Genomic DNA, 12,200 nt, shown 5'->3' on the forward strand with positions numbered 1-12,200 from the left:
AAGTAGGCCAAGCTCGGTGACGACACCGAATATGAGTGCCTGTACCTGGACGCGGATGGCGACGCGCCCTGCTGGGTGAGAGAAAGGGTCCGCGCCCGCGGGGACATGGACACCGACCGCGTCGCGCATCCGGAGAAGCTGGGCATGGTCTGCTCGCACTTCGGCGTCGGACGGGACGACAGTCGCTCGCCGATGGGCCGCGCAGAGCGGGCGGTCCCGCGGCGGATCGCCGGCCGCTGTCCCGGGCGGAGCCAGGACCGACGACTCACCTCGCCCGTCCTCCCGGCAGACCGGCTGCGCCCGCATAGCTCGACGCCACATGCGGATCGGACTCGATCTCCAGCAGACGGTTCCACTTGGCCGTGCGTTCCGAGCGCGTCGTCGAGCCGATCTTGATCTGGTCCCCGCCCCAGCCCACGGCCAGGTCGGCGATCCAGTGGTCCTCACTCTCACCGCTGCGGGCCGACACCACGGTGGCCAACTTCGCGGCGCGGGCCTGTTCCACGACGCGCGCGGTCCCGCTCACGGTGCCGGTCTGGTTGGGCTTGACGAGGACCGCGTTCGCACACCGCTCGGCAATCCCCCGGGCGAGCCGGTCGGGGTCGGTGACGAATAGGTCGTTGCCGAGCAACTGCCGACCTCGTTCCAGCCGTTCGTACGCGGCACGCCAGCCGCTCCAGTCGTCCTCGGCCAGGGGGTCCTCCAGGGAGACCACCGGGTACCGGGCGCACCGCTGCGCCAGCCGGTCGATCCAGGCGTCCGGCGTGTAGCTGCGCGCCTCGCGGTCCAGTGCGACGGGGCCGCACACGTTGTGCGGGGCGAGCAGCCTGTCGTAGGGGGCGGTCCAGCCGGCGAGTTTGTGCAGCCCGGTGATGCCGCCGAAGTGGGTGAGGTCCGCCTGGACGACGTCCGCGAGGCCTTCCTCGACGATCTCCCGCAGGTCGGCGAAGGTGTGCGCCCGCTCCCCCGTGGCCAGGGGCAGCGCGGTGTGGGCCCGCACCTGCCGCAGGGAACCCGCGTGGTAGGGCGGGGTCGGCTCCTCCAGCCACTCCGGGGCGTACTCCTCGAGGGCGTGCGCGATCCGCACCGCCGCGGACGGCACGAACCGGCCGTGCCTCTCCACCATGAGCTGCGCGTCGTCGCCGACCCGCTCCCGCACGGCCGCGACGATCGCCACGGCCACGCGCAGTTCGGCGCTGGTCAGTTCGGCCACGGCGGCCCCGAACGGGTTGGTCTTCAGGGCCCGGTAGCCGCGCGCCACGACCCCGGCGGCCAGTTCGGCGACGGCCGAGGGGTCGCGCTCGGTGCGGTACCAGCCGTTGGCGTAGGCCGGGACCCGCCGGCGCAGCGCGCCTCCCAGCAGCCGCCACACCGGTACGCCGAGGGCCTTGCCCTTGAGGTCCCAGCAGGCGGTGTCGAAGGCGGCGAGCGCGGACTGAGCGACCTCGCCGACCCGCCCGTACTCCTGCCACTGGAAGCGCTGGGCCAGCAGTTCGGTGTCGAACGGGTCGCTGCCGAGGACGTACCGCTCGCCCAGCTCCCGCAGACAGGCGAGGAGGGTGTCCGTCTTGTTGACCATGCGGACCTCGCCGACGCCGCACAGGCCGTCGTCCGTCTCCAGTTCGACGAAGGTCAGCTCGCGCCAGGGTGTGCCCACCACCGACGGGGTGCCCGAACGGATCTTCGACGTGACGTGACGAGCCGTCAGAACATTGACAACGCGTCCCCGATTGTCAGCGCTCGGGGCCGGTGCCACCCTCTGCCGGGTTAGAGTCGGACGCCCGCAAGGAGCACAGCCCGATGACAGCACCGTCGACGACGCCCCCTGCATCCCCCGCCGGCACACCCTGGCGCGACCGCAAGCGGTACGCGTGGCTGCTCGGCCTTGCCGTCCCCACGCTGCCCTTCCAGGCCGCCGGCCTGGTCGCCGGCAGCGGCTGGCAGGTGCTGTGGTGGTGGGGCCCCTTCTTCGCCTTCGTGCTCATCCCGCTGCTCGACGCACTCATCGGCCCGGATCAGGAGAACCCCCCGGAGGAGGCGATACCGCTGCTGGAGGAGGACCGGTACTACCGCTGGTGCACATACCTGTACCTGCCGCTCCAGTACGCCGGGCTGGTGTACGCGTGCCTGCTGTGGTCCGACGGCATGAGCGTGCCGGACGCGCTGGGCCTGGCCGCCACGGTGGGCGTCGTCGCCGGTGTCGCCATCAACACGGCCCACGAACTCGGGCACAAGCGGGAGACGGTGGAGCGCCGGCTGGCCCGGCTCGCGCTCGCCCAGTCCGCGTACGGTCACTTCTACGTCGAGCACAACCACGGCCACCACATCCGTGTCGCGACACGCGAGGACCCCGCCAGCTCACGGCTCGGCGAGAGCCTGTGGGCGTTCCTGCCGCGCACGGTCGTGGGCAGTGTGCGGTCGGCCTGGCACCTGGAGGCCCGTCGCCTCAACCGGCGCAAGAAGCGCACATGGTCGCTCCGCAACGACGTACTGATGGCATGGGGACTGACCGTGCTGGTGTTCGCCACGCTCACCGCCGCTTTCGGTCCGGTGGTCCTCCCCTATCTGGCCGTCCAGGCGGCGTGCGGCATCCTGCTCCTGGAGACGGTGAACTACCTCGAGCACTACGGCCTGTTGCGCGAGCGGCGTCCTGACGGGCGCTACGAGCGGGTCGCTCCGCGCCACAGCTGGAACAGCAACAACACCACCAGCAACATCTTCCTGTACCAGCTGCAGCGCCACTCCGACCATCACGCGAACCCGCTGCGCCGCTACCAGACCCTGCGCCACTTCGACGAGGCACCCCAGCTGCCGTCCGGCTACGCCTCCATGATCGTCCTGGCCTGGGTGACACCACTGTGGCGGCGGGTCATGGACCCCAAGGTGCTGGCGCACTACGACGGCGCCGCCCGGCGCGCCAACCTGCATCACCGGCGGGCGAGCCGCTACGGCGCGCAGGAGGCGCCGTCACACGGAGGATGACGAGCCGGTGGAGATGTGGAGCGACCGAGTACCGGACGAGGCCCGACAGACCGCCGACCCGGTACATCTAGTCGTTGCGGGGCGGGACGTTGATGACGGGGCGGGTCACACCTGCCGCGGGCTGGGATCAACGTGGACCTGATTGAACCCCTGGTCCAGCAGGGCTGGGCGGTCCGCGTTTCCGTCTGATCGGGCCCACTGGCTGGACACGGCGTCGAGTACGGCCGTGGCGGCGTTGGTGAGCAGGTCCGCGGTGTACGGGTCGAGGTCGGTGCCTGGCCGGTCTTGGAGCGCGTCGCTGACTCGCCTGCGCCATTCGGTTCTGCGTTGGTGGAGTCGCCCGGCCAGTGCGGGTGTTGCCTCGATCAGGCGGATGGTTGCGAGGGCCTGTTCACTGGCGTGGATCTCTTCCTGCCAAGTCTGCAGGACCTGGTGCAGGCACTCCCAGGGCCCTTCGTCTGCTGGTCGCGCCGCGATGTCGGCGACGACGCTCTCCCCGGTGAGGTCGATGCCGTCGAAGACGACGTCTTCCTTGGTCGGGAAGTAACGGAAGAAGCTGCGCTTGGTCATGCCGGCTGCTCGGGCGATGTCCTCGACGGTCGTCTCGTCGAAGCCCTGGCGGGCGAACAGGTCGATGGCCACCTTGGCGAGCTCCGCCCGCACTGCTCGGCGGGTGCGTTCGCGCAGTCCTTCTTTCATACACCCAGTCTACTTTGCATCACTCGATGACTATCATGTCACCAAGTGACAGATTACGAATGGGGTGGTGGCAGTGGAAGGCAAGATCGTCCTGGTGACCGGCAGCACGGGTGGCATCGGCAAGGAGACCGCGCGACAGTTGGCCGCGCTCGGCGCGAGCGTGATCCTCGTCGGACGGGATAAGCGCCGCGCCGACGCTGCCGTGGCGGATCTTCGTCACACCAGCGGGAATGACGACGTCACGGCGATCACGGCCGACATGTCCCGGCTGCGCGACGTCCGTCGCCTCGCCCAGGAGGCCGGCGGCCGGGCCGGTGGCGTGGACGTGCTGATCAACAACGCCGGAGCGACCCGATCCCACCGCGAGATGACCGAGGACGGCATCGAGACCGCGTTCGCGGTCAACGTAGTCGCGCCGTTCTGCCTCACCCACTGGCTGATGCCTGCCCTGACCGCGTCCGGGCAGGCCCGGGTCATCAACATCACCGGCGGCATCCCCCGGGGGCAGATCGACCTCAACAACCTGCAGGGCGAGAAGTCCTATGTCGGGCTGTCGGTCTACAACCAGACCAAACTGGCGCAGATGGCGATGAGCTACCGCTTCGCCCAGGAACTTGCGGCCACACCGGTGACCCTCAACGTCGCCTACCCCGGACACGCCTACACCTCGATGAACAAGAACCTCACCGTCGCCACCTATCCGCCCCTGGCCCGCCCGATCGTCCCGCTGTTGCGGCTGGCGATGCCCGTCGCCTACGGCCACCGGGCGCTGCTGAGGGCCACGCGCTCCAGCGTGTACCTCGCCTCCAGCCCCGAGGAGCGCACAACGAACGGCGCCTACTTCAACAGCAAGGCCAAGCCGGCCCCGTGGCCCGATGCCGTCCTGGACGACACCACCCGCAACGCCATCTGGGAGCTGTGCGAGAGGCAGCGCGACCGTCCGACCACGGCGTAACCCTGCCACCGACGAGAATGGACGTGCCGTGGGTCAACCGATGCCGGTTCGTCCTTCACGACCGGTGCGGTGGTGCACGTGGACGGCGGCTACACCGCGCGGACCCATCGTGGCGGCCATCGCCTCCAGCTGGGACAGGTCCACGTGGCCGCCAGATCTTGCCCGGTTCCCGGTTCCGCCAGCCGCCGGTGGGCCGCCGCCTTGACCCCGTCGGGCAGCACCTTCCCCGCCAGCCCTTGTGCCTTGGTCATCAAGGACCCGGTCACGGCCTTCTCCTCACTCGCCATGACCGCTTCGAACGCCTGCTCGGCCACCTGCGCCGGATCGTACTTCTGAATCGTGCCCATCCGGGTATCGTCCGCCATGCCCGCCCGCTCGAAGAAGGCCGTATCCGTCGGCCCCGGCATGAAGGCGGTCACGGTCACTCCGGTGTCCTTCACCTCCTCCGCCAGTGTCTGGGCGAAAGACTTGTACGCCTCCGGGCAGGACGCTTCGAGGAAGCACCTGCCGCGCCGACCAGGGTGGCCAGTGCCACGGGCGCGCCGTCGAAGGCATGGCGGGCGGGGTCCGCGTCGGAGCCTCGAACCGCTTTTCACCCCGTCCACCCGATACCGTATTGCGGAACCTCAATATCGCATCGCAGAAGGATCAGGGGGCGGGACGTGCGACGGTCGGTACGAGCCCGGTGGTGGGGGCGTTACGCACACGCGCCGGGCTTTTGCGCGCAGGTGCTGAGCGGCTTGGGTCAGGTGGTGTTCCAGGCGAACGCGTGGACGGGAGCCGTCTTCGCCGCGGCCCTGTGCTCGGCCGACTGGCGGTTCGCCGCGTATGCGGTGGGGGGCGCGGCCCTGGGCACCTGGACCGCCCGCCTGCTCGGTGGGTCACGCGACCGGCCCGAGGCGGGGCTCGACGGCTTCAACTCAGCGTTGCTCGCTCTCTGCTTCGCCGTCTACCTCGGCCGGGACCGGCCCGCCACGGCGCTGCTCGCCGCCGCGGGCTGCATCGTGGTCACCATCGGCACTGCGGCGGCGGCCCGTCTGCTGAGCGTCTGGAAACTGCCGCCGCTGACCCTACCGTTCTGCTTCCTGGCGGTCGCGATGACCGTGGCCGCGCCCGCCTTCCGGCGGATCTGGCCGTTCGGCGACAGCCTCGCCGCGCTGCCCGGGTCGCCCTCCGGGCGGACCGCCCCGCACCTGGACGAGCTGGCGCCGGCGTTCTTCCACAACGTGTCCCAGGTCTTCTTCCTGGAACTGTGGCACGTGGGGGCGCTGGTCCTCTCGGGCCTCTTCCTCGCGAGCCGGACGGCCGGGCTGGTCGCCTGCGCGGGCAGCGTTACGGGCACCATGACCGCCTGGGCGCTCGGTGCGCCGGCCGAGCGGATCGCCGACGGCACCATGGGCTACAACGCGGTGCTGGTCGCACTCGCCCTGTGCGGCGTGTTCCTTCCGGCGGCGCCGGCCACGCTGTTCTACGCCCTGCTCGGCGCTGCGACCGCGACGGCTCTGACCCCCACCGTCGCCGCGCTGCTCTCGCCGTCCGGCGGGCACGCCTTCACCTGGCCGTTCGTGCTGACGACGCTGGGCTTCCTGGCCGCCGCCCGGTCCTTTCCACGACTGTCCGGCCCGGACGGCGACCGGGCCTCCGGTCCGGCAGCAAGTCTCCGACGCCGGACCGGCAGCCGCCCGTGCCGAAGATCCGCGCAGGCCGGTCGCCGACCGGTCGGACACGTGGGCGGCGGGGGGACGATACGGAGTCGGTCACGCGCACGGTGAGGCCGGTCGGCTTCGATGACGTGTGCCGGGGCGGGCGTCGGATGGTCCGGTCCAGGGTCATATCGGGCCCAACACCTCCCCGGGCACGGCTGTCAGTTCAAGGGTTTCGAGCACCGTGAGCAGCTGCCGTTCCTCGTAGCGGAAGTGACTCTCCATGATCGCTGCGATGCCTTCGAGGTGCTGGTCGAGTTCCTCGGGCGGCGCGACCCGGTCGACCGCGGCACGGAGACCACCGAGCAGGTGGGCGATCATCGAGTGGTCCTGCTCCAGGCTGCGCAGTACCGGGCGCAGCTCGGGGTGCGCGGCCGCAATGGCCGGGAACAGGGTTCGGTCTTCGCCCTGATGGTGTCCGTCAAGAGCCGCGCAGAAACCGTGGCAGTACAACAGCAGCTCTCGCGTGGCCGCCTGACCGGGAGTGCCGTCGGCCAAGGAGGCCCGGGTCACGGACAACGCTTCTCGCAGTCGGTGGTGCACCCGACGGAGTTCATGGCTCCAGGCGATGAGCCTGGTCGTCTCGCGCTCAGTCACGCGAGAGCGAAGGGTACGACGAGTACATCGTCGACCTCCTTCGATTCGGCGCCTCCATACCTGACACGGTCTGCCACCGGTACGCGACGCTGCCCCGTACCGTACCGCCCCTGTATGGAAATCGGAACCGGGCGACCGGCAGCGGGGCGATGTCGGTGGTGCGCCAGAACGAGTGTGGTCGCCCCGACGCCTTGGCAGATCGCTCAGGCCCGGGCTCGTGGCTCGGGCCCGGGGCAGCGGCCATGCGGCGGTCCGTCCCGGCCGCCAGGCGAACGTGCCCGGCGACCAGGCGCGGGGGCGATGGCGCCGCCCGCAGCCGCTGGCGGTCGTGTCGCCTCTGCGGTCGGTGAGAGGGCGCTCAGGCGCCCTGAGCGCGCCGGTGCGGAAGTCCAGCGTGCATGTCCGCCGTCTGCCAGAACAGGGCCGGCCGACAGGCCATGCCTACGGGGCGCTGGGCGGCGTCTTCGGCTCGAACACGCTCTGCGGCGCACTCGGCGGGTTGACGGCTGCCTGGTGCAGTACCCGTGCCAGATCGCGGTGTATCCGGTCGGCTTCGCCGCGGACCTGGACGGGGATGTCACCGCGTTCGGCGACGAGGCGGTCGTAGACGGGGGTCTGCTGGAACACGGTGAGCTGCTTCCTTTCAGCGGGCGTTTCGCCGGACCGGAGCAGCCTACGGGTCCGCCACCGCGGACGGTCCTACCGGGCGGCTCATTGGTCACGGGAGAGCACGCGACCGTGCGGTCTGCCGATGCTCTTCCCCGCTCCTTGTCACGTGAGGCACCGGCCCCCTCACCACACCTCCACCACGGGGTCGGGGTCGGCCGGTGGTTGCCGAGGTCGTTCGGGCCAGGGTGTCCGCCGACCAGGCCGAGGAGCGCGATGTTGGGGGTGGGGCGGGGGTGGGGCCCGCTTCCAGTCGAGGGTGCCGGTAATGGTGGACAGGGTCGTGCGGGCGAGGGCATGGGCGATGGGGGCGTGGTCGGTGGGGTCGTCGGCGATGGTGAGGGCGTGGTGGGCGATTACCACGAGGGCGTAGGCCGGTCCCAGGGGCTGCAGCCAGGTTTCACCGGTGTCGCGCTGATAGGCGTGGGTGAGTTCGGCGCAGGTGGTGCCGTCGAGGCCGGAGTGGTAGGGGTGGTTCGGGCTCCAGTACACAAGGGTGGCGACGCGGGCGTCGGCGAGTTCGTCGTGGACGCCCGGGGCCGTGGTGGTATGGGTGTGGGGGTGGGTCAGCCACCGCGAGCAGGTGATCAGCCGGGGCCGTACTCCGGCCTGACGGGCCTGCTGGTGAAAGAGGGCAAGGTCGATGGCGGTGGCGGCGCTGGTGACGATGTCGACGCCGTGTTCCCGCATCCGGCCGACCTGCGCCACGAAGTCGACAGCGGGTTCGGTGTAGGGGCCGAGGTCGGTCAGGGTGTGTCCGCGCGCGGATGTCACCGGCGAGAAGCCGTACTCGCGGTGACGGAGCAGGCTGCCTTGGAGGTCGTCGTTCCACAGGCAGCCGACGCTGTGGGGGCCGTCGATCTGTTCCCACATCCGGGCGAAGACGGTGGCGATGTCGTCCAGTCCCCAGGCGAAGTGGTAGGTCCAGCGGAAGGCATGCTCCGGGTCAGCGCCACGGGAGTGGACGTAGGCCTGCCACGGGAAGGTCGTCTTGGCGGTTGCCGTGCCGGACGCGGGCGCCCTTCGCTCCGACGTTGACTCGAAGGAGCCAAGACGGTGGTGAGCCTGACGTCTTCGCAGGTCTGCCACCGTGAACGAGTCGGGCACCCGAAGGGATGAACGCTGATCGAACTCCGTCTGCCGCCCGGGGCGATCACCCCAGACTGCGACATGCGTGTCCACGCCCACGCGCTCCGGCAGGCCCGCACGGTGCACCGCCCATGCGGTGCCGGCGCGGCCTCCTGGGAGCACGGGGAGACGAAAGGGGGAAGGGTGGCGCAGCGGCGGACTCCGTTCGGTGACAGAGCCCGTTACTGGTTCGACAGCACCCTGGCTCGCGGCGCCGCCGCTCTCGTCGGCTGGATGGCGCTGCTGTGCCTGGCCGTCGTCGTGCCGGCCAGTGCGGTGATGGTGTGGACCGACCCAGGTGCCCCGCCGTCCCTGGCGGAGCGGCTGGCGGAGGTGTGGCGTCTCACCGGGGAGACGCTGCGGCTGGGCGGTGCGACGGGTACGCCGCTGCGGGCGATGATGTCGGTGCTGCTCGCGCTGGTCACTCTGCTGTACGTCTCCACGCTCGTCGGTCTCATCACGACGGCGCTCACGGAGCGGCTCACCTCGTTGCGGCGGGGCCGTTCCACCGTGCTCGAACAGGGGCACGCCGTGGTCCTGGGATGGTCGGAGCAGGTCTTCACGGTGGTGAGCGAGCTGGTGGCCGCCAACGTCAACCAGCGCGGCGCGGCGGTGGTGGTGCTGGCCGACCGGGACAAGACGGTCATGGAGGAGGCACTGGGTACGAAGGTGGGCTCCTTCGGCCGTACGCGGTTGATCTGCCGCAGCGGCCCCACCACCGATCCGGCCGTGTTGCCGTTGACCAGCCCGGTCACGGCCGGTGTCGTGCTGGTCCTGCCCCCTGACGTGCCCGACGCCGACGCGGAGGTGGTGAAGACGCTGCTGGCGCTGCGGGCCGCGCTGGCCGGGGCGGAGCCGCGTCCGCCCGTCGTCGCCGCCGTCCGGGACGACCAGTACCGCCTGGCCGCCTGTCTCGCCGCCGGGCCCGGAGGCGTCGTCCTGGAGAGCGACACCGTCACCGCGCGACTGATCGTCCAGGCTGCCCGCCGCCCCGGGACCTCCCTCGTCCACCAGGAACTCCTCGACTTCGCCGGAGACGAGTTCTATCTGATCAGCGAGCCGGCTCTGACCGGCCGCCCGTTCGGCGACGTCCTCCTGTCCTACTCGACGTCGAGCGTCGTCGGGCTGATGCGAGGTGGCACTCCTCTGCTCAACCCGCCGCCGGAGACTCCGATCGCCCCCGACGACCAGCTCGTCGTCATCACCCGCGACGACGACACGGCCTGGCTCGACGACTGTGCGGGGTCGGCCGAGAAGGCCGCGATGGCATCCCGCCCCTCGACGCCCGCGCCGGCGGAGCGGATCCTCCTACTGGGCTGGAACCGCCGAGCGCCACTCATGCTCGACCAGTTGCACCGAAGCGCCCGGCCCGGTTCAGTCGTCGACGTGGTGGCGGAACGGGGCGAAGCGACGATCCGCCAGGTGAGCGAGGCAAACGCGGACAGCGGGAGTGGCCTGAGCCTGGCACTGCACCAAGGGGACATCACCCGTCCCGAGACCCTGCGACGCCTGGACGTCCACTCCTACGACAGCGTGATCGTGCTGGGGCGGGACCCCGTTCCCGGACAACCGCCGGACGATCCCGACAACCGCACGCTCGTCACCCTTCTGCTGCTGCGCCAACTGGAAGAGGCCACCGGGCGCGAACTGCCGGTCGTCACCGAGCTGATCGACGATCGCAACCGGGCACTGGCCCCCATCAGCCCCGGAGCCGACGTCATCATCAGCGGCAAGCTCATCGGCCTGCTCATGTCCCAGATCTCTCAGAACCGGCACCTGGCGGCGGTGTTCGAGGAACTGTTCTCCGCCGAAGGCGCCGGGGTCCGCCTGCGGCCGGCGACTGACTACGTGCTGCCGGGAAGTGAGACGTTCTTCGCCACGGTCGTGGCCGCGGCACGTCGTCGCGGCGAGTGCGCCATCGGTTACCGCAGCCACCAGGACTCGTCGGCGAGCCCTCGCTACGGCGTGCGGATCAATCCGCCCAAACGCGAGCGGCGCCGGTGGACGGCGGACGACGAGGTGGTCGTCATCGGCAAGGACTGACGGAGGGCTGGAATAGGGGGCGCCGCCAGGCTCCGCCCCCTATTCCTGGTACTGCGTCAGGTCGATCCCGAAAACCTTCACGTCGTAGCCGTGGACCGGGTGCTGTACGGAACCTTCCGCCCGCATGCCGAGTTTGTCGGCCACGGCCGCGGAAGCACTGTCACCCGTGCGCAAGACGGCGACCACCCGCTCGAGACCGCGGTCCTGCAAGGCGAACTCCAAAGCGGCGTGCGCCGCTTCGGAGGCGTATCCCTGCCCCCAGAACACCCGCCCGAGCCGCCAGCTGACAGCAACCTGACCGGCTACCTCGTCCGGCTCGGCAGCCACGGACAGGCCCACGGCACCCGCCAGTTCGCCAGATCCCAGGAGCTCGACCGCGAACACACCGAATCCTTCGTCGTCCCACTCCTCCTCCCACGCCTCGATGTCCCCGGCGGTCTGCCCCGTCGAGCGCGGTCTGCCGTCACCGATGTTCCGCATCACCGCCGGATCGGCATGGATCTCGGACAGGGGGACAAGGTCGTCCTCCAGCCAGCGGCGCAGAAGGAGACGGGGCGTGCGGATCTCGGTCATGCCCCTATCCTGCCGATGCGGCGACCGGAGCGCGAACTGCCGCATCCTACCCAGGTCACGTGGCGACCCGGCTGACCGGTGACTGGCCTGCCCTGGGTGCGCCGGGAGGTCTCCGGCGGGGAGCGTGGAGGCACGGCCCCTTCCGATCGACGGCCACCACGCGGGCGCCGCGCGCCGGTGGATGGCTCGGATCAACCGCGCGCCTCTTCGGTGACGACCTGTCCATCAGTGCCCAAGTCGGGGGCCGCCCGCTGAACCGGACCGACCCGTTGGAGCGGGCGCGGGCAGTGATCCGCCACAGTGCGTCACTGGCCGACATCGTCCTGCCGAGCGTGGAGGAGGGGCGGCTCGTCACGGGCGAGACCCGCGCCGAGGGGGTGGTGGAGCACTTCGCCCGGCGCGGGCTGCGGACTGTCGCCCTGAAGATGGCCGACAGCGGTGTACTCCTGTCGGACGCGGGCCGTCTCACCCACATCCCCGCGCACCCGGTGCGGGCGGTGGACGCCACGGGCGCCGGCGACACCTTCGACGGCGCGTTCGGGGCCCGCCTGCCATCAGGCGACACGCCGGTGGCGGCGGCCGAGTACGCCGTGGTGGCCGCGGCCCTGACAACGACGGGACCGGGTGCCGTGGATCCCATCCCGCACCACCGGACGGTGGAGGACATCAGGTCGGCCGGCCGCGGGCTGACCGCCTCGCACCCACGCGGTGCGCCCGCGGCCGGAGGTACCGGTTGCGGGCGCACCGTTCGCGTCAGCGGATGAACCGGGCGACGTGGCCGGCGCCGTCGCGTTCCCGGCGGGAGTCGACGCGGCATGCGTCACCGGCACCGTTCTCGCGGTGGACGGGGGGGT

Annotated in this window: 11 protein-coding genes and 1 pseudogene; 5 read left to right on the forward strand and 7 right to left on the reverse strand. The window is 70.7% G+C overall.

Annotated elements, in window-relative coordinates; all coding sequences use genetic code 11:
• Nucleotides 1-265 precede the first annotated feature (265 nt).
• A complete protein-coding gene (locus tag ACFIF2_RS27105; RefSeq protein WP_395575850.1) occupies nucleotides 266-1,657 on the reverse strand; it encodes an enolase C-terminal domain-like protein in 1,392 nt (463 codons plus the stop codon).
• A gap of 143 nt (nucleotides 1,658-1,800) precedes the next feature.
• On the opposite strand from ACFIF2_RS27105, the gene ACFIF2_RS27110 reads away from it, so the two are divergent.
• On the forward strand, nucleotides 1,801-2,982 hold the full coding sequence (locus tag ACFIF2_RS27110; RefSeq protein ID WP_395575851.1) for an alkane 1-monooxygenase: 1,182 nt from the start codon (nucleotides 1,801-1,803) through the stop codon (nucleotides 2,980-2,982).
• Between the two features lie 105 nt (nucleotides 2,983-3,087).
• Here the strand turns inward: ACFIF2_RS27110 and ACFIF2_RS27115 are convergent, their stop codons facing one another.
• A complete protein-coding gene (locus tag ACFIF2_RS27115; RefSeq protein WP_395575852.1) occupies nucleotides 3,088-3,681 on the reverse strand; it encodes a TetR family transcriptional regulator in 594 nt (197 codons plus the stop codon).
• 67 nt (nucleotides 3,682-3,748) lie between these two features.
• Between ACFIF2_RS27115 and ACFIF2_RS27120 the strand changes: the two genes are divergently transcribed.
• On the forward strand, nucleotides 3,749-4,636 hold the full coding sequence (locus tag ACFIF2_RS27120; RefSeq protein WP_395575853.1) for an SDR family NAD(P)-dependent oxidoreductase: 888 nt from the start codon (nucleotides 3,749-3,751) through the stop codon (nucleotides 4,634-4,636).
• Between the two features lie 89 nt (nucleotides 4,637-4,725).
• Here ACFIF2_RS27120 and ACFIF2_RS27125 read toward each other — a convergent pair.
• A pseudogene (locus ACFIF2_RS27125) lies at nucleotides 4,726-5,106 on the reverse strand (hypothetical protein); the annotation flags it as partial.
• A gap of 279 nt (nucleotides 5,107-5,385) precedes the next feature.
• Here ACFIF2_RS27125 and ACFIF2_RS27130 point away from each other — a divergent pair.
• A complete protein-coding gene (locus tag ACFIF2_RS27130) occupies nucleotides 5,386-6,408 on the forward strand; it encodes an urea transporter (protein ID WP_395575881.1) in 1,023 nt (340 codons plus the stop codon).
• Nucleotides 6,409-6,465: 57 nt separating this feature from the next.
• Here ACFIF2_RS27130 and ACFIF2_RS27135 read toward each other — a convergent pair whose 3' ends face one another.
• From ACFIF2_RS27135 to ACFIF2_RS27145, 3 genes are all read right to left on the reverse strand, one after another.
• On the reverse strand, nucleotides 6,466-6,936 hold the full coding sequence (locus ACFIF2_RS27135) for a hemerythrin domain-containing protein (RefSeq protein WP_395575854.1): 471 nt from the start codon (nucleotides 6,934-6,936) through the stop codon (nucleotides 6,466-6,468).
• 441 nt (nucleotides 6,937-7,377) lie between these two features.
• Entirely contained in the window at nucleotides 7,378-7,563 is a 186-nt protein-coding gene (locus ACFIF2_RS27140; RefSeq protein ID WP_395575855.1) for a hypothetical protein, read from the reverse strand.
• 165 nt (nucleotides 7,564-7,728) lie between these two features.
• Nucleotides 7,729-8,709 carry an ABC transporter substrate-binding protein gene (locus ACFIF2_RS27145; RefSeq protein ID WP_395575856.1) on the reverse strand — a complete coding sequence of 327 codons (981 nt, stop codon included), beginning with the start codon at nucleotides 8,707-8,709 and terminating at the stop codon, nucleotides 7,729-7,731.
• Between the two features lie 165 nt (nucleotides 8,710-8,874).
• Between ACFIF2_RS27145 and ACFIF2_RS27150 the strand changes: the two genes are divergently transcribed.
• Entirely contained in the window at nucleotides 8,875-10,773 is a 1,899-nt protein-coding gene (locus ACFIF2_RS27150) for an NAD-binding lipoprotein (RefSeq protein WP_395575857.1), read from the forward strand.
• Nucleotides 10,774-10,812: 39 nt separating this feature from the next.
• Here the strand turns inward: ACFIF2_RS27150 and ACFIF2_RS27155 are convergent, their stop codons facing one another.
• Nucleotides 10,813-11,346: a GNAT family N-acetyltransferase gene (locus tag ACFIF2_RS27155; protein WP_395575858.1), complete on the reverse strand. Its 534-nt coding sequence runs from the start codon at nucleotides 11,344-11,346 to the stop codon at nucleotides 10,813-10,815.
• Between the two features lie 59 nt (nucleotides 11,347-11,405).
• Between ACFIF2_RS27155 and ACFIF2_RS27160 the strand changes: the two genes are divergently transcribed.
• On the forward strand, nucleotides 11,406-12,110 hold the full coding sequence (locus ACFIF2_RS27160) for a carbohydrate kinase family protein (RefSeq protein WP_395575859.1): 705 nt from the start codon (nucleotides 11,406-11,408) through the stop codon (nucleotides 12,108-12,110).
• The last annotated feature ends 90 nt before the right edge of the window (nucleotides 12,111-12,200 follow it).

It is taken from the genome of Streptomyces sp. BK79, assembly GCF_044142145.1.
Classification (GTDB): Bacteria; Actinomycetota; Actinomycetes; order Streptomycetales; family Streptomycetaceae; genus Streptomyces.